General features: G+C 42.5%; 17 protein-coding genes. 1 reads left to right on the forward strand and 16 read right to left on the reverse strand.

From position 1 onward, the window contains the following. Positions 1-66: 66 nt before the first annotated feature. The 7 genes from tnpC to ACVHUV_RS00035 form a co-directional block, all read right to left on the reverse strand. Complete coding sequence (tnpC, locus tag ACVHUV_RS00005) at positions 67-1,251, reverse strand: IS66 family transposase (RefSeq protein ID WP_462086953.1); 1,185 nt, start codon at positions 1,249-1,251, stop codon at positions 67-69. Beyond that, a complete protein-coding gene (locus ACVHUV_RS00010) occupies positions 1,241-1,639 on the reverse strand; it encodes an IS66 family transposase (RefSeq protein ID WP_462085665.1) in 399 nt (132 codons plus the stop codon). Before ACVHUV_RS00010 ends, tnpC begins: the two co-directional genes overlap by 11 nt. Positions 1,640-1,678: 39 nt before the next feature. After that, on the reverse strand, positions 1,679-2,038 hold the full coding sequence (tnpB, locus tag ACVHUV_RS00015; RefSeq protein WP_317946914.1) for an IS66 family insertion sequence element accessory protein TnpB: 360 nt from the start codon (positions 2,036-2,038) through the stop codon (positions 1,679-1,681). After that, positions 2,028-2,363 (reverse strand): IS66 family insertion sequence element accessory protein TnpA, encoded by a 336-nt coding sequence (gene tnpA / locus ACVHUV_RS00020; protein ID WP_317946915.1) that lies wholly within the window; start codon positions 2,361-2,363, stop codon positions 2,028-2,030. Before tnpA ends, tnpB begins: the two co-directional genes overlap by 11 nt. A gap of 160 nt (positions 2,364-2,523) precedes the next feature. After that, entirely contained in the window at positions 2,524-3,627 is a 1,104-nt protein-coding gene (locus tag ACVHUV_RS00025) for an NAD/NADP octopine/nopaline dehydrogenase family protein (protein WP_462085666.1), read from the reverse strand. Positions 3,628-3,708: 81 nt separating this feature from the next. Further along, on the reverse strand, positions 3,709-5,109 hold the full coding sequence (locus ACVHUV_RS00030; RefSeq protein ID WP_462085667.1) for a YfcC family protein: 1,401 nt from the start codon (positions 5,107-5,109) through the stop codon (positions 3,709-3,711). Between the two features lie 132 nt (positions 5,110-5,241). Next, entirely contained in the window at positions 5,242-5,964 is a 723-nt protein-coding gene (locus ACVHUV_RS00035; protein ID WP_317943237.1) for a GntR family transcriptional regulator, read from the reverse strand. 298 nt (positions 5,965-6,262) lie between these two features. On the opposite strand from ACVHUV_RS00035, the gene ACVHUV_RS00040 reads away from it, so the two are divergent. Beyond that, positions 6,263-7,024 (forward strand): DNA-binding protein, encoded by a 762-nt coding sequence (locus ACVHUV_RS00040; RefSeq protein WP_462085668.1) that lies wholly within the window; start codon positions 6,263-6,265, stop codon positions 7,022-7,024. A gap of 270 nt (positions 7,025-7,294) precedes the next feature. Here ACVHUV_RS00040 and ACVHUV_RS00045 read toward each other — a convergent pair whose 3' ends face one another. The 9 genes from ACVHUV_RS00045 to ACVHUV_RS00085 are packed head-to-tail and all read right to left on the reverse strand — an operon-like array spanning position 7,295 to position 17,114. Next, positions 7,295-8,728 carry an aspartate ammonia-lyase gene (locus ACVHUV_RS00045; protein WP_462085669.1) on the reverse strand — a complete coding sequence of 478 codons (1,434 nt, stop codon included), beginning with the start codon at positions 8,726-8,728 and terminating at the stop codon, positions 7,295-7,297. Further along, on the reverse strand, positions 8,725-9,723 hold the full coding sequence (locus tag ACVHUV_RS00050; protein WP_462085670.1) for a M20/M25/M40 family metallo-hydrolase: 999 nt from the start codon (positions 9,721-9,723) through the stop codon (positions 8,725-8,727). Before ACVHUV_RS00050 ends, ACVHUV_RS00045 begins: the two co-directional genes overlap by 4 nt. Next, a complete protein-coding gene (locus tag ACVHUV_RS00055) occupies positions 9,684-10,106 on the reverse strand; it encodes a M20/M25/M40 family metallo-hydrolase (RefSeq protein ID WP_462085671.1) in 423 nt (140 codons plus the stop codon). Before ACVHUV_RS00055 ends, ACVHUV_RS00050 begins: the two co-directional genes overlap by 40 nt. Then, complete coding sequence (locus tag ACVHUV_RS00060; RefSeq protein ID WP_462085672.1) at positions 10,093-11,364, reverse strand: M20/M25/M40 family metallo-hydrolase; 1,272 nt, start codon at positions 11,362-11,364, stop codon at positions 10,093-10,095. The genes ACVHUV_RS00055 and ACVHUV_RS00060 overlap by 14 nt, the downstream gene beginning before the upstream one ends. Further along, positions 11,361-13,175 (reverse strand): S9 family peptidase, encoded by a 1,815-nt coding sequence (locus tag ACVHUV_RS00065; protein WP_462085673.1) that lies wholly within the window; start codon positions 13,173-13,175, stop codon positions 11,361-11,363. The genes ACVHUV_RS00060 and ACVHUV_RS00065 overlap by 4 nt, the downstream gene beginning before the upstream one ends. A 39-nt stretch (positions 13,176-13,214) precedes the next feature. Beyond that, positions 13,215-14,204 carry an ABC transporter ATP-binding protein gene (locus ACVHUV_RS00070; protein WP_462085674.1) on the reverse strand — a complete coding sequence of 330 codons (990 nt, stop codon included), beginning with the start codon at positions 14,202-14,204 and terminating at the stop codon, positions 13,215-13,217. Continuing rightward, positions 14,191-15,210, reverse strand: a complete 1,020-nt coding sequence (locus tag ACVHUV_RS00075; protein WP_462085675.1) for an ABC transporter ATP-binding protein — start codon at positions 15,208-15,210, stop codon at positions 14,191-14,193. Before ACVHUV_RS00075 ends, ACVHUV_RS00070 begins: the two co-directional genes overlap by 14 nt. Positions 15,211-15,246: 36 nt before the next feature. Beyond that, positions 15,247-16,152, reverse strand: a complete 906-nt coding sequence (locus tag ACVHUV_RS00080) for an ABC transporter permease (RefSeq protein ID WP_462085676.1) — start codon at positions 16,150-16,152, stop codon at positions 15,247-15,249. 11 nt (positions 16,153-16,163) lie between these two features. Continuing rightward, positions 16,164-17,114, reverse strand: a complete 951-nt coding sequence (locus tag ACVHUV_RS00085; protein WP_462085677.1) for an ABC transporter permease — start codon at positions 17,112-17,114, stop codon at positions 16,164-16,166. Between the last annotated feature and the right edge of the window lie 71 nt (positions 17,115-17,185).

Genomic DNA, 17,185 nt, shown 5'->3' on the forward strand with positions numbered 1-17,185 from the left:
TTTAAGCGTAAAGGGACTTGCACCTGTTTTTCCGGGTGCAGATCCTTTATTTTAGTAATGAATCCTTTAATTTGTAGATAGGTAACATTGCTCCGGCAGCTTTTTCGACCAAGGGAACAATTTTGCAAGCTCATTCACATTGTTCTTAACAATGTTAGGAAGCGTTTCATAGAGGTGAACTAGATAGGCTAAGACATTTAACTTATTCTCTTTCGCCGACTCCACGATACTATAAAGGATGGCAGTAGATTGAGCCCCTTTTGGAGTAATCGAGAATAGTGAGTTTTTCCGTCCTAATACAAATGGTCTGATTGATCTCTCTGCTCTATTGTTATCAATGTCGAGTATTCCATCTAAAAAAGGACGCAGTAACTTCTCTTTTTGATTGATTCCATATTTAATTGCTTTACCTAGTTGGCTTTTCGGTGTGACTATTGGTTGAATGGATTGAAGCCATGCGAAAAAAGCCTCTGCGAGTGGTAAACTTTCCTTGCGGCGCACCTTACGGCGCTTTGCGAAAGATTGAGAGGTGATTTTTCTTTCAATTTTATAAATCTCTCCAATTTTCATAAGTGCTAATTCTGAAAGAGTGGGCGCTTCTTTCTTGTTCTTTGGGGCAGCTTTTACAGCTTTATCAAAATAACGCCTTAAGTGTGCCCAACACCCTGAGAGACTAACGTTTTCCAACCCCTCATAGCCTGAATAGCCATCTGTATGAAGCGTTCCCTTAAAATTTTCCAAAAAGAGTTTTGGATTAGTAGCGCTTCGAGTTGATGAATATACATATATGGCACATGGAGGCCCAATCCTCCCAGTCCTGTATAACCAAATATATGACTTCGAAGAAGGCTGCTTACCCTCTTCGTACAAAACTTGTTGTGTTGACTCGTCTGCATGAAGTACTGGAAGCGATAAAATAAATTGATGCATCGCAGAGTAGAGCGGACGAAGTAGTTCCTCTGTAGAAAGGACTAACCAATTGGACATCGTCTGCCTAGATAGATGAACACCCAATTGGCGAAACTGTGCCTCCAACCTATGTAGTGGCGTGGCATACATATACCTTTGCGTCACCACATAAGCAATCGCTGAAGGTGATGCCATGCTTTTAGGAATGACAGCTTCTGGCATTGAAGCTCTTACAATTGGTGTATGAGTATTCTCTTTCTCGCATGTTCGACAAGAGAAAACGTCACGTTCGTGTTGGACAATCTCTGCGCGAGCAGGGATGATCTTGATTTCACGGCGGATTCTTTTTCATCACATGCATAGAATGACCGCAATCTGAACAGGCCTGCTCCTTTAAGGGCAGGCTGTGGTGAACGACTGTTACAGGTAGCTCATTGTTTAGGCTTTCCCGAACTTTTCGTTTCTTTTTTTTTTGATTGTAAGCTTTTGAAGTTCCTTGCACTGTCGTATTTTCCAGGGTAGAAGAATGTGATGTTTCCTCACCAAAAAGTGTCAATTGACCACTCGGAAACTTCTCACTTGAAGCTCCGAATTGGCGTTGCTTTTGTAATCGAAACATCTCTTCGTACCTAGCTATGATTGCTTTTAGACAGAGTAGTTCCTCTTCAAGAGCCGCAATCTTTGTATCCTGTTCAGTTAATTGGGGTGAGTGATCATTTAGGTTTCTCATATTATAAATATCGACATATTTACCATAATCTTTATGCGGTTAGACAACTTTTTTTACATTCATTTTCGGAAATACTCTTCCGTCTTCCAATGTTAACCCTTCAAGTAACCAAATTAATTGCCTAGGTGTAATTTGCATGGTCTCATCTTCTGGACCTTGCGGCCAGTTAAATGTACCGTTTTCGAGTCTTCGATAGTAGAGCCAAAAGCCATTATGATCCCAGTGAAGGATTTTTATTCGGTCCTGTTGGCGATTACAGAAAATAAAAAGGTTCGAAGAAAAAGGATCTAATTCAAAAGTTTCTTGTACACGAGCTGCTAGACCGTCCATTGAAAGACGCATGTCAGTTGAGCCGTGTGCGAGGAAAACACCTTTCACCCCCTCGAGATTAATTCGCATCTTTTAACACCTCCACAATCTCCAATAGAAGTGTTCGATCGAATCCCGGAGGGACCTCTATATATAAACCATTTACATGAACATTCATAGAAGAGGACGGCAACTCCATTGTAATAGCTGACCAAGTATTGGGTTTTCCAGTTCCATAAACTTCTTCTGGATAAAGTCTTCTTCTAGCGTTCACTAGTTGATAATAGGTGACTTCATCTTGCCCCCTGATCCATTCTGACATGGTCATACCGCTATCCTTCCACTGTTCAATAATCTCAATCCAGCGAGCATCTTTTTCATCATGTATCGCGGATGGATTCGCTAATTCTGACAATCTCAAACACCTCTCTGTTTCTAAAAGTTACTACCAGTATTGCATGGACAAACAAATAGAATAAGGTGTATTTCGATTAACGCTTACGCATAACTTCTAAAATCGCCGCATATTCCCGGCAAACGCAGCATAATCCAGGCGTTCGCCGCATAACCGACAACTAAATCCCCTTAGCCTTCCTCCCCGTCCGCACAAACTCCACAAACGCATCCTTCCCCATCCCTTCAAGCCCCAATGACGCCAACGTTCTCGCCTCCGCCATCAAGTCTTTTCCAAGCAACAACTGGCCCATTGCGACGACACTCTCCATATGCGTCGTTGGCAAGCCGAGCATTTTTCCAAGTTCAATAAACGGCACAAGCCCCATTGGAATATCTTCCGTCAAATAACGGGAGTCTAACGTCTTTTGTCCTTTAATGTCCTGGTACACTGGGTTTTTACTGACTGCATTTGCAAGTGTGTCTTCAAAAACATTGTATTCCACTTCCATTTGTTCACGGCACGACAACAAATTGAGTCCGAACATCCGCCCGATCGCCATGCGCTCTTCATCCATCTGTTCGACATATCGCCCAACGCTTGGCGTGAACCCATCGACGTAAAAGCGCCATTCATCCGCAGATTCGATTTTACCAGCATTGAAGATCGTCGTTGCCGGATGCAAAATAGGGTTCGTGTTATCAAAACTTGTAACGAGAACACTTTCGCATGGCTCAAATTGTGGGAAAGCCGTTTGTAACACTCCAACGACTCGTTCCGTTTCCGTCGCAGGCAGAATCGCAGTCAAAATCCGGTTCTTTAATCCAAACACTTGGGTCCTACCCGGTTCAATGATGCGACAGCCATACAATAACGTGTTCGTTTCCCCAAGCACGACATTCGCCGTACAGCCTTCATCTTCTAACGTCTTCAAAAACGCAAGCGAGCCGAATGTCGCGGCAGGATTCAAGATGACGATTTGTCCGTCCTTTAAATATGGCGCACATGCTTTTGCGACATTCACATGTGCAGTCGCAGGCACTGTGACAAAAATCACGTCAGCACCCGTCACCGCTTTTTCCATATCTGTTGTTGCACAAGTCACTTTTCCGAAACCGTTCAACGCATCCTCCAGATGAATGCCACCTTGCGCATTAATGCGATCTACCGTCTGTTCAAATATATCGTACAGCGTCACGTCAAATCCCATCATGCCCAGATGCCCTGCTGTTGTTTGACCGCCGTTTCCTCCACCAATAATCGTCCACTTTAACGTATTTTCCATAGCTGCTCACTCCTAGTTCGTCTATCCAATTAATTGTTTATAATATTATAATGTTTCATTCCATCAATAAACGCTTGCCTCTCAGTAAGGCCCCCAGTCAATCATGACTCCTACCGCTAAAATAATCATTGTCCAAATTGTCCATTTAAGCACAAGTGGACCAGCAAAGCGAAGCCACTTCCCAAACGGAACAGCTGCAATGCCAAGAGCCGCCATCAATACCGGGTGCGTCGGCGTAATCATATTCCAATAGCCATCCCCCGATTGGAAAGCTTGCACAGCAATTTGCCTGTTAATGCCGATAACGTCACTGATTGAAGACATAATCGGCATAACGACGGCCGCCTGACCTGTCGAAGAAGGGATAATGAAATTGATCAACCCTTGGGAAAGATACATGCCCCACGCCGCAAATACACTATGAAGACTACCGAGTGGAACCGACACAGCATAGACGAGCGTATCAATAATATGCCCCTCTTCCATGACGACAAGAATTGCTCGGGACAAACCGATGATCAGCGCAGCAGCCGTCATATCCGCAGCACCTTTCATGAATTCATCCGTGAACTGATTGAAACTCCCTTTAAATGCGATCATTCCGACAATTATCCCCATGAGTAACATGAGCGCAGAAATTTCTCCAAGATACCAGCCGTACTTCAACACACCAAACACAAGCGCAACAAGCGACAAACCGAGCACTGCCATAATCCACTTATGTTGCGACGTCATCTCAGTATTTTCCAAAACAAGTGCATCCGTTTCGATAGCTGCCTCGCCAACGAGCAACCCACTCTTCGGATCAGCCTTCACTTTTTTTGCATAGCGCAATGTGTGGTGAATCGCGATTACGAGTCCGCCAATCATCAGGACTGTCCGCAGGCCTATCCCTGAAAATAGCGGCAGTTCCGCAATCCCTTGCGCAATCCCAACGTTAAACGGATTGAGTGGCCCAGCGGAATAACCCGCATACACACCGACGACGACAATCGACACCGCAATAATCCGGTCATACCCCATCGCAATTGTTGCTGCTAACACAATCGCCACAAATGGCAACGTTTCTTCCGCCATACCGAATGTCGCCCCACCAATTGCAAACGCTGTCATTGCAATGATGATGAATAGCGATTCCCTTCCCTTCAATCGAGCGATCAATTTTGCCAGCGCTGCGTTAATGGCACCACTCTTCACAACAACGCCAAATACGCCTCCGACAATAAAAACAAACGCAATAATCTCAGCCGCACCAACAATCCCACCGAAAACCGAAGACAAAATGCCCCCGATTCCTACAGGCGTTTGCTCCGTGTAACGAAAACTATCCGCCACAATCAACTCTCGCCCAGTCTTTTCATCCATCACCCGGTCGTACTGCCCAGCCGGCACAATATACGTCAACAAACCAACGAGCACAATCATGAACATCAGCAACGCTGTTGTCGTCGGTGGCTTCAATTTCCATTTCGTTTTCTCCATATTCCCATCCTCCTCTATTTCCACTTTCACCTACATTGCAAATCGACCCCAAACCACTCCTTTGTCTAATTAAGTATAATGTTATAACTTTATATTATGTGGAAAAGCATGCAACTGCATGACTTCCACGACTTACACAAGTTCAATTTCCATATAATATTTCTCTTTGTCCTGTTTCATGACAAACTTCGAATACTCAACAGCTTCCCCAGTGTCGGCATATGTGATCCGCTCCCAAACGAAAAGCGGTGTATTCGGGCGGACACCAAGCAACTTCACTTCTTTTTCATTTGCCACGGCACCCGAAAAATAGTTCTTGGACCGTTTCAACGTAATCCCACAATCCATCTTCAACACATCATAGATAAATGCATCCTTATTAATGGAAAATTCATCACCTGGCCAGAGATTTTGCGGAATAAACGTATACTCAATCGATACCTTCTTCTCGTCTTCATAACCGAGCCGTTCCAAGTAGACAAATTCAGCATCCGCTTCTCTCCCAAGCTTTTTAGCAATGTTCGGATTCGTAACTCGGACACGACTCGCCAGCAAATCATGCATACTGCTTACTTGCTCATCCATCTTAATAAACTCGGATTTGTGGATATTCTTCTCAATATGCCTGCCCGTCACAAACGTTCCCTTGCCCCGTTGCCTCACAAGCATCCCCTTATCCACAAGGTTCATAATGGCCCGTTTCACCGTAATATTACTCACTTCAAGCTTCAAAGCAAGCTCCGTCTCCGTTGGAATCTGATAGCCCTCCTCCCAAACACCAGAGGAAATCCGATTTTCAAGCACCGCCTCCACCTGAGCATACAGCGGAACCGTCGCCATCTTATCAATCTTCAACAGCTTCACCTTCTATCCAGGTTATAATATTATAACTATTTGAATTATACGAGGTGTTTTTTGAGTTGTAAAGTGTTTTTTGAAAACGGTTGCAAGGGGACTCGCTGCGTCAAGGTACTTTCAAGATCCTTCTACTAAACGATATCTACTGAAAGAAAGGGACGATCTGATAAAACGTTTAAGTACTAATCGTATTGGCAATGAATAGAATAGATTAACGAAAACGCCAAATCGCAAATTAATTAAATTGACTTTTCGATAAATTTAAATTAGGATGGAGGTAAGGAGGATGATATGTATGAGCACAGCTCTATACGAAGAGACAAAAAATGCTATCTCAGAAGCCTACTGTAACCAAGATAAAACAAAAATTGAAAAAGAAACAAGTTTTATATTTAATCAATTATTTGTCACATTGCTTAGTAGCTTTACCGATCGTCTCATAGGCATCCATTTAAAACCGTTAGATTACAAAAATAACTACTTTTTAACAGCCAAGAACCGTGAAAATCTCTCTGATTGGTTAAATCGATTTCATTCAATGGATCTTCCTCTTACAAACTTGGAATTCGGAAAACTGAAAGTCGACTTTGAGGATTGGTATTACCAATTAGGTGGAGAAGAAATAGCATTCCTATATCGTGAAGATTATCTACTAAAACCCAAGCAAGCATCAAAACAATTAGGTATTTCGACTGTTACGTTAAATAAATATATAAAACACGGGTTAGAATGTGTAGATACAACAAGTCATCATAAAATCCCAAAACATGCAGTAGACATTTGGAAAGATCCTGTCTATTCAATAAAAACGCAAATGGTATTCCAAGCAAAGATACACCAAAAACAAACAACTCACGAACGAATCCAAGAAATTAATCAAGAATTGCTCGAGTTTCAAATTAAATTTAAGGCAATGAATTGTCTTGAAGCTTTCAAAAACATCAATATACATTCGTTAGATGACCCAAATCCCTATTATGAATGGCGAGATTTAGAAGAAGAGAAAGAAACACTAGTATCCAAATTAATTGAAGAAACGAAAGCTGGTGGCAAATAATATTGATACTGAAATCCTTCTTCCAGCAGATATACATGAAATTTTGAACAAGTATGGTTATACAAGAAAAAATTACAAACGTACCAACCACAAAATTCAGATTTAATGTAAATTAAATGAAATCAAACCTGCACATGCGCCGTAAAAACCAAAAAGATATTCAATGTAGAATCAAGGAAGCAAAACAAACAAGCCCACCCACTCCAACATTCCAACTTTAAGTAGTTGTATGTGTAGTGAATGGACTGAATTAGAATGTGAGAGAATCTATCAATGACTCTCTTTATCTCGCAGAACAGTCATTGGATAAGGATTTAACAGCTCATCTATCTCCTTTTCGGTGCCAATATGATAGTCAAGGCAAACTTCCTTAATTGATTTCTCTGCAAGAAATGCTTCTCTTGCAATTTGAGAGGCCATTTCATAGCCGATACTAGGAATAAGAGCGGTCAATGTGCCAATGCTATTTTCAACATGTTCTCTAAGTCGTCTTTCATTTACCGTAATATCCGCTAGACAGAAACGGCTGAATGCATTGATACCATTATTCATAATGCTGATTGACTGGATTAGATTATAGACGAGCACAGGTTCCATCACATTTAATTCAAATTGGCCCGCTTCAGATGCAAGACTGATTGTCTGATCATTGCCAATTACTTGGAATGCAATTTGGTTTATTACCTCCGCCATGACAGGATTCACTTTTCCTGGCATGATGGAAGATCCCGGTTGTCTCGCTGGGAGATTGATTTCCCCTAATCCAGTACGTGGGCCAGATGACATTAGACGCAGGTCATTTGCCATTTTGGACATGTTCAACATACAAATTTTCAATACAGATGAAATTTCGGTGTAGCTATCCGTATTTTGAGTTGCATCTACTAAGTGTTCTGCCGATTTAAGAGCAATTCCACTATTTTTACATAGTCGTTCAGTGACTACATTAATATACTGGACAGAAGCATTGAGCCCTGTTCCAACCGCTGTGGCGCCCATATTGATTTCCAGTAATTTCGTTTGTGCGGTCTGTATACGCTGGAAATCACGCTGAATCACCCTTTTATACGCTCCGAATTCTTGCCCTAACCGAATAGGAACTGCATCTTGCAGATGAGTCCGTCCCATCTTTACAAACGAGTCAAATGCAAGCTCCTTCTTTTGCAAGCCCTCAATCAACTCATGTAGGGTTGCAAGTAAATCTTCCAACAGCTTGTACACAGCCATCTTAACTGCGGTTGGAAAAGCGTCATTTGTGGATTGGGACATATTCACATGATTGTTTGGACTGATTTTGGTGTAATTGCCTTTTGGATATCCAAGCAATTCCAATGCACGATTGGCAATTACTTCATTAGCATTCATATTGATGGATGTGCCAGCACCTCCTTGAATGGGATCAACGATAAACTGGTCATCGAGCTTTCCTTCCATCACATCTCGGGCAGCTTCCGCAATCGCTTTGGCATTCTCAGCAGATAGACCATTCACTTCGCAATTCGCTTCAGCTGCAGACTTCTTCACAATCCCTAAAGCCCAAATTAATTTCGGATGTATACGCTCTTTAGTAATCGGGAAATTCTCAAGGGCACGAAGCGATTGGATGCCGTAGTAAGAATCTCCCGGTAGTATACGTTCTCCAAGGAAGTCACGTTCAAGTCGCCCTTCTACAGAAATTTGCATTCCAAGATGAGTAGTGATCATATAGATTCCTCCTGGGAATACTTATGGATTAACGCTACCAGAAATTTAATGCCATCCATGTAGTCATCTATATAAATACTCTCGTTCGGCGCATGGTTTTTTGAATCCGCATGACCTACCCCAAATCCTGCCGATGGTATTCCAAACTTTTGGCAAAATGAATACATCGGTCCAGTTCCTGCTTGGGACCGTAAAATTTTCGGGGGCTTGTTATAGAATTCAGTAGCGGTTTCTTTGATTTTATGCACTAACGGGTCATCCAAATTTGTTGTAGCTGCACGCGTTCCTTTTAAAGGAACAACTTCGATATCTGAAAAACCATGTTTGTCTAGATGTTCGCGAAGCAGTTCCAATATCTCATCGGGATCTTGTTCCGACACTAAACGGAAATCTAGCTTCGATTTCGCTACACTTGGCAGAACGGTTTTCGACCCTTCTCCTGTATAACCCGATTCAATACCACAAATTGTACATGTCGGCTGGAAAATAAGTTTCTCTTGTAACTCAAATCCTGTCAATCCATTGATATATTTAGAAATGCCAAGTTGCTTAAGATCTTCTTCCTCGTTATACTCCATATCCTCCGTCAGCTGTCGCTCAGCCGCTGTCAATGGCAGAACTTTATCATAGAAACCTTCAATTAGGATTTCGTCTTTCTCGTTCTTTAATGTTGACAGTGCCCATACTAATCTCCAAGCAGGATTTTCCACGATAGCAGCCCTTCCAGAATGCAAATCTGTATTCGCGCCGTGGGCATGTAATTCTACGTATAACATCCCTTTGCAACCAAGGCTTACTTGAAGGTTGCCATCTACGTCCTTAAAGCCGTTTTCCCATATATTCGCATCCGCTCGTATCAAATCAATATGTTCATCTGCAAAGGCTTCTAAATTTGGACTCCCAATTTCCTCCTCACCCTCTACAATGAATTTAATGTTGACTGGGAGCTCGCCTATCATTTTTTTATATGCGTCGATTGCACAAATTCTAGCCATAAGAGATCCTTATTATCAGCGACACCTCTGCAAAATATTTTGCCGTCTCGTATAGTCGGTGTAAAAGGTGGGCTCTCCCATTTCTCTATCGGATCCTCGGGTTGTACATCATAATGGTTGTAAAATGACAACGTTTTGGCACATTCAATAGAAGGCAGCTGTCCAAATACTACAGGGTTCCCTGGAGTTGGAATGACTTGAATTTCCGCGCCTATTTCCGAAAGGCGGTTTGAAACAGATTGAACTGCTTCAGGAATCCCCCTTGAATGCGCTGCAACACTTGGAATTTCACACAACTCACAGAGCCACTCCATATATTTGTCTTTGTTCTCATCTATATATTGAAATACTTGTTGCAGCTCTTTCTGTTTAGTTTGAACCATTGAGGGTCACCGCTTTCGCTGTTTTCTTCAGCGCTGGCTTCGCCACACCTGGACAGCCAAACAGTGCCAACACGGTCAACAACACTTTTTGAACACCCAAATAACCGTTTGTCGGATCATAGTATTCTTGAAGGGTATGGAATCCTCCAGCTTTTCCACCCCCTCCTAGTGTCACCGCAGGGATACCAAGATGAATTGGCACATTTGAATCCGTACTGGAAGCATCGTCAAGTATCGGCTCAAACCCTAGTACTCTTGTCGCTTCACAAGCCACTTGTACAATTTCTGCATCATCTGGCTGGCTGCCGGCTGGACGATCTCCCACCAATTTCACAGTCACTGTAATTTCATCTGTTTTACTTCTGAAGGCATTCTCTTCTTTTGCGGACTTTTGAAAGAGAGCGAGCACTTCCGCTTCAAGTCTTTGCAATTCCTCTTGTGAATTTGAACGCATATCTACAAGCATCGTCGCAGATTGGGCAATTGTATTGATGGAAGTGCCGCCACTAATCATTCCAATATTGTAGGTCGTTTTCGGATGTTCAGGTGTTATTAAATTGGAAATTTCTCCAATTGCCCTGCCGAGTGCATGAATCGGGCTTGGTGTTCCAAAACTCCCGAAGCTATGGCCCCCAGGTCCCGCGTACGTTACTTCATATCGCTTGCTTCCTGTTCCTAGATACGTAATGCGTTCCGGCTCCCCCGGTTCGATAGAGATGAAACCGTCGATATCGTCTCGAGAATCGAAAAGGTGCTTGACACCACGAAGGTCTCCCAAGCCTTCTTCACCAACTGTCGCTCCAATTACAAGATCGCCTTCTGTCTCTATTTGTGTTTCCTTCAATGTTTTGGCGATTGCTAAAACAACTGCGAGACCTCTGCCGTCGTCAGCGATGCCCGGAGCATACACTTTCCCGTCTTTCCAAGTCGCTTTTAAATCCGTTCCAGCTGGAAATACAGTGTCTAAATGAGCGCAAAGAACAAGTGTCGGTCCATTCCCTTTTCCTTTTCGAACACCGAACACATTCCCTACTTCATCAACACCCACATTCTCAATACCTAGTTTTTCAAGCTTTTCCTTGTACACCAGCCCTCTAGATGCTTCACAAAAGGTCGGCGCTTCAATTTCCGTCAATTCAATTTGTTCAGCAGTTGTCTCCTCGTGAATTTTCTCGATATAGGCAAGTGCCTCTTTAATTACTTCATCTTCAAACAATGCCATCATTGATTCATTTAGCCCTAATGAACTAGCACTCATTTCAAGCACTCCTTCTGTAGTGTTTTTCCTAAATGTTCGCTAAAGAACTTTACAGTTTCCGTATGCATCGTAATATGGTTTTCAATACGTTCCGTCTGATGACCTTCGTCTTCAAAGATAATCAGCTCAACTTCCCTTTTTCGAGATCTCAAATCTGCGACAAGTTGTTCCGCTTCACTAACAGGTACACGTGTATCATTTCTTCCGTGAAAAACAAGCAGAGGGGCTTTCATTTGATGTGTCAGATTCATAGGGGCTATTTCATCAAAGTATCTACTATACTCTTGTAAGGACCCATATTCACTTTCACGTAGGTATCTTCGCCACTCCCCGGTGTTCTGCAAGAATGTCTTTAAGTTTGATATCCCAACAATATTCACTCCTGCGGCCCAATCTTCTGGATAATGGGCTAATGACGCCAATACCATAAATCCTCCATAGCTGCGTCCCACAATTCCAATTTGACCTTTTTTAACATCGTGCTTAGCAATCAGTTCTTTCGTTAAGCTTGCTAGATCCGCAACTGCATCTAGGCGCTTATCTGCATCATCAAGTTTCAGATATGCTCGACCATAACCGCTACTCCCCCTAATATTCGGCGCTGCTACTGTAAAGCCACGATGGGTTAAATATTGAATAACAGGATTGTATTCAGCTTTCGTCTGTCCCTCTGGTCCACCATGCACATAGACAACTGCTGGTTTTCCTTCTCGATCATCTGACGAATAGAGAAAATAGGGGATCTCAAGATTGTCAAAGGATTGAAAGGTATGCAGTTCTGGCATTCTCCAGAGATGCCCAACTGACTTGGATACACCCATCTGCGTTAGCCTTTCTGCCTTGTTATTCGTAAAATTGTACGTCCATATATCCCCTGGTTCCACCGGTGTTTTTAATGTAAATAAAACAGTATCTTTGGATGACCAAGTCATCGTACTGATCACACCACTTGGCAATCCTTCTGCCAGAAAACAATTCTTCGACCCTAAATGGTAGAACCCAAGTTTTGAAATTCCGTTCTCGTTTAGGCAGAATGACAACAACTTGCCATTTGGCGATAATGCAATTTCGTCAATGTCCCACTTATCCCAATGAAGTAGCTTTTCAAGCTCCGACGGCCGACTAAGCGAGAACTTACTAATATACATCGTATCTTCTTCAAGGTCTGATAGCAGATAGCCTTCCATACTATTTGGTTGCATGATAGGCGATGCATAACGTGCACGTTTCCTATAATCACCGAGCTGCCGGACCTCACCTGTTTCACTATTGACGATATGAATAGTGCTATCAATATTTGTCTCTTTCACGTCCAAAAAAATTTCACGTTCATTCACCCAGCTGAGTGGTACACAGTTCTTATCGGATGAATAAACTTGTTTAGTTTCCCCAGTATCCACATCAATCACAAATACATCAAAAGCGCCAGGATTTCGACGGTTACTTGAATAGCAGATATTCCTACCATCCATAGACCAGCCACCACAATAATGGAAGTGATTTGCTGAAACAACTAGCGGCTTCACTGTATTTCCAGCTTGATCCACCAAATATAATTGTTGCTTCTCATTTCCTCCACTATCCATACCAATGACCATTCGAGTACCATTAGGGGAATGAAACACACTTTGTACTCTGTCGCTTGTAGTCACTAATTGATATGAATAACCTTTTCTATCCATCTTCCATACTTGTGGAAAACCCGTTTTCTTTGTAATAAATGTGAACTCTTCAGTTCCAGGTATGACCTTTGCGTCATATGCAGAATCAACTGTAAGGAAATCCAACAACTCTTTTTCATCATGATTCACTTTTATTCTCCTCCCCTTCTCCCTTTCCATTCCAATCGCTTAGTATAAATGGCATGCAACGGAATGGCCCGGCTCCATTTCTTTGCTTTCCGGTACATTTTTCTTGCATACATCCATAGCAAATGGACATCTTGTGTGGAATACACAACCCGTTGGTGGATTGAGTGGCGAGGGTATCTCCCCTTTTAATGTAATTCGTTCTCTTTTGATCCGTGGATTCGGAATGGGAACTGCTGATAAAAGTGCTTTCGTATACGGATGCAATGGATTTTGAATCAGGCTATCGGTAGGTGCAACCTCTACCATGTTCCCTAAATACATAACACCGATTCTGTCGGAGATATGGCGCACTACACTAATATCATGTGCAACGAATAAGTAGGTTAAGTTAAATTCGCCTTGCATCCTCCGGAGAAGATTAATAATTTGTGATTGGATAGAAACGTCAAGAGCAGAAACTGGTTCATCACAAATAATAAGTTTAGGGTTAGCAATTAATGCCCGTGCAAGCCCAATCCGTTGCCTCTGTCCACCAGAAAACTCATGTGGGAACCGATAAAATTGATCCGGCAGCAAACCGACCTTTTGCATAATGTCCATTACGCGGTCTGTGTGTTCACTTCTTTTTCCGATGGAATGAATAATAAGTGGTTCCGCCAAAATATTTCCGATCCTCTTTCGGGGATTCAAAGAAGAATAGGGATCTTGAAAAACCATCTGAATTTCTTCTCTTGTTTTACGAAGATTTTTACTCGATTGGTCAAATATATTGTCTCCGCGAAAAATCGCCTTTCCGCTAGTAGGTTCTAACAATCTCATCAACGTACGGCCAGTTGTACTTTTTCCACATCCCGATTCACCGACCAGCCCGAATGTTTCACCTTCATATAGTTGAAAACTAACATCGTTGACCGCTTTCACGGATGGGCGTTCACGATTGAATGCATTAAAAGAACCTTTAACAGGAAAATGCTTTGTCAGTCCCTGCACGTCGAGTAGTACTTCAGGTTCATTTTTAAGTTGTTGCATAGACTTGCTCCCCTTCCTGTTCAGCAATCTTTTCGGCGTGCCAGCAGCGAACTTTTTGCCCCTTATTAATTCCGCGTAAATCGGGAGCTTGAGTCCAACATTGCTCATCAGCGAATTGGCATCTCGGAGCAAAACGACAACCTTGTGGAACGTTATCTAACGATGGAACCGTACCTGAGATCACATGAAGTTCCTCTTCACGATCGCTATCCATATGAGGAATGGATTTAATCAGGCCTTTCGTGTAAGGATGCAACGGATTTTCAAAAAGGTTATGGATATCCGCTTCTTCCACGATTTGTCCCAAATACATGACAACCACTCTGTCACAAAGCTCTGCAACAACGCCTAGGTCATGGGTGATAAAAATAACGCCCATTTCAAAACGCTTATTGATATCCTCAATTAAGTCTAATATTTGGGACTGAATCGTAACATCCAATGCAGTCGTCGGTTCATCCGCTATAAGCAGTCTAGGTTTACACGCTAAGGACATAGCAATCATCACTCGTTGTCTCATACCACCCGACAATTGGTGAGGATAGTCATGAACCCTTTTCTCTGGCGATGGAATTCCCGTAAGACGAAGCATTTCTACCGCCCTCTCCATTGCCTCTTCCTTTGAAACTTTTTCATGCAACATTAAGGTTTCTGCAATTTGGAAGCCGATGGTCAATACTGGATTCAAAGAGCTGAGAGGGTCCTGAAAGATCATAGATATTTCATTTCCACGCGCCTGTCTCATTTGTGCTTTCGTTAACTTAAGTAAATCAATTTCCTCTTTGAAGATAATTTCACCTTCATACGAAACCAAAAACTTTTCATCAAATAAACGCAGGATGCTTTGAGACGTGACACTTTTCCCACATCCCGACTCTCCGACGATTCCAAGGATTTCTCCTTTATCTACATGAAAGGACACATCATCCACTGCTGTTACCCTTCCTGTCTCCGTATTAAAATGTGTTCGAAGATGTTTAACTTCTAATAACTTACTAAGATTCATGACAAGCCCTCCTCTTCATTGAACAATTGCTGTCTATCATTTGGTCGTATGTGGATCGATATAATCTCTAATTCCATCCCCTAATAGGTTGAGACCAAGAACAGAACAGACGATTAAGATTCCAGGAAATACCGTCATCCACCATGCGTTAAAAATTACTACTTTACCATCATGCAAGATATTTCCCCAACTCGGATCTGGCGCAGGTATGCCCGCTCCAAGGAAGCTTAATGCCGCTTCAGTTATGATTGCATCCGCAAAAATGAAGGAAGCTTGCACAACTAGAGGCGCAATTGTGTTAGGTGCAATATGCAAAACAATAATTCGCCATGTTTTGGCCCCTTGTGCTCGAATTGCCTCAATATACGTCTCTTCTCTGACAACAATGGCGGCTGAGCGTACAACACGCGCCACATTCGGAACGAAAACAATTGTAAGAGCGATAATTACATTTTCTATTTTAGGACCAAGCGCAGCCACGAGAGCAATCGCCAGGAGGACACCTGGAATTGCCATCAATCCATCACAAATACGCATTAACAAGTTGTCAAGTGAGCGGTAATAGCTCGCGAGTAAACCAACAACCATCCCAAGTACACAAGAAAGAAAAGCAACTGACAAACCAACACTTAACGAAACCCTTGCACCATATGCCATCCTCGTAAGCAAGTCTCGGCCGAAGTTGTCAGTCCCTAACAGGTAGTCACCGCCTGGAGCTTTTAGCCTGTCAACAACAATCATTTCATAAGGATTGTATGGTACAAAAAGTGGTCCTAAAAGAGCAAATAACGTAAGAAAAATCATCGTGCTGCCACCTATCACAATTCCCCGGTTGCGCATTATACGCCGCAGCAACAGTTGCCTCTGTTGTTTTTTCAAACGCTTTTTCGCCTGCTTAAAATCATCTTGGATCGTACTATTTTCTTCCTGAACAACCTGCATGTTCATCCCTCCTATTTCTTACTTAATCTCACTCGGGGATCTACGACGCCGTAAAGTAAATCAACAATTAAGTTGATGAATACATACGTGCAAGTAACGAAAAGAACGACTCCCTGAATAACTGCATAATCCCTTCGCTCAACTGAGTTAATGATCAACTGTCCAATGCCTGGAATATTGAATATCGTCTCTGTTACAACTGCGCCTGCGATTAGAGAGCCAAATGTTTGGCCAATGACTGTTAGAATCGGAAGAAATGCATTCCGCAGTGTATGCCGCATAATTAGCAGAAACTCACCAACCCCTTTTGAGCGGGCCGTCTTTATGTAGTTCATATTCAACACTTCCAAAAGGCTTGACCGTGTCATTCTAGCAATCAGCGCAGCGTGCATGGAGCCAAGAGCGATAGACGGCAGAATCAGATACTTGATATGTTCAAATAGCCCGTCTCCAATAGGGCGGTACCCTGCAACTGGAAGCCATTGTAACTTTACGCCAAACAGTAGAATTAGAAACAGGCCTAATAGAAAGCTAGGAACACTCATTCCAATTAAGGAAAAGCCCATTACTGTTCGATCTGTATTCGTTCCCCGACGTGTTGCTGCCAATATCCCAATAGGTATGGAGATTAGCAAAGAAATGATACCAGCTAAGATTGCAACAGAAATGGTTGGTGTAAGATGGCTGAGGATTGATTGCATCACTGGTTCTTTCATAAAATAAGAAGTTCCCAAATCCCCTTGGACTGCATCAGTAATCCAGTTAAAATATTGTTCCGGTAATGGCTTGTCAAGTCCAAGTTGCGCTCTGAGTTGTGTAATATCTTCATCTGTCGCTTCCTCCCCTAGTAGCATTGCAGCAGGGTCACCAGGTGTGATATGAATAATCATGAAAATAACGATTGAAACAATAAACAACACAGGGATTAATGATAATATTCGTTTAAAGAAATACGTCTTCATTGGAAATTCCTCCTTCACTAACAGCCGAATCGTGAAATCATGGTATGGAAGACGGTTCATACTTGCGAGAA

The organism is Sporosarcina saromensis (assembly GCF_054901285.1).

What these genes read in the sequence shown, in the direction of transcription:
- ACVHUV_RS00010 (WP_462085665.1), bottom strand. Translation starts at nt 1,639, where the DNA reads ATGAGAAACCTAAATGATCACTCACCCCAATTAACTGAACAGGATACA.
- tnpB (WP_317946914.1), bottom strand. Translation starts at nt 2,038, where the DNA reads ATGCGAATTAATCTCGAGGGGGTGAAAGGTGTTTTCCTCGCACACGGC.
- ACVHUV_RS00025 (WP_462085666.1), bottom strand. Translation starts at nt 3,627, where the DNA reads ATGGAAAATACGTTAAAGTGGACGATTATTGGTGGAGGAAACGGCGGT.
- ACVHUV_RS00030 (WP_462085667.1), bottom strand. Translation starts at nt 5,109, where the DNA reads ATGGAGAAAACGAAATGGAAATTGAAGCCACCGACGACAACAGCGTTG.
- ACVHUV_RS00040 (WP_462085668.1), top strand. Translation starts at nt 6,263, where the DNA reads ATGAGCACAGCTCTATACGAAGAGACAAAAAATGCTATCTCAGAAGCC.
- ACVHUV_RS00045 (WP_462085669.1), bottom strand. Translation starts at nt 8,728, where the DNA reads ATGATCACTACTCATCTTGGAATGCAAATTTCTGTAGAAGGGCGACTT.
- ACVHUV_RS00050 (WP_462085670.1), bottom strand. Translation starts at nt 9,723, where the DNA reads ATGGCTAGAATTTGTGCAATCGACGCATATAAAAAAATGATAGGCGAG.
- ACVHUV_RS00055 (WP_462085671.1), bottom strand. Translation starts at nt 10,106, where the DNA reads ATGGTTCAAACTAAACAGAAAGAGCTGCAACAAGTATTTCAATATATA.
- ACVHUV_RS00060 (WP_462085672.1), bottom strand. Translation starts at nt 11,364, where the DNA reads ATGAGTGCTAGTTCATTAGGGCTAAATGAATCAATGATGGCATTGTTT.
- ACVHUV_RS00070 (WP_462085674.1), bottom strand. Translation starts at nt 14,204, where the DNA reads ATGCAACAACTTAAAAATGAACCTGAAGTACTACTCGACGTGCAGGGA.
- ACVHUV_RS00075 (WP_462085675.1), bottom strand. Translation starts at nt 15,210, where the DNA reads ATGAATCTTAGTAAGTTATTAGAAGTTAAACATCTTCGAACACATTTT.
- ACVHUV_RS00080 (WP_462085676.1), bottom strand. Translation starts at nt 16,152, where the DNA reads ATGCAGGTTGTTCAGGAAGAAAATAGTACGATCCAAGATGATTTTAAG.
- ACVHUV_RS00085 (WP_462085677.1), bottom strand. Translation starts at nt 17,114, where the DNA reads ATGAAGACGTATTTCTTTAAACGAATATTATCATTAATCCCTGTGTTG.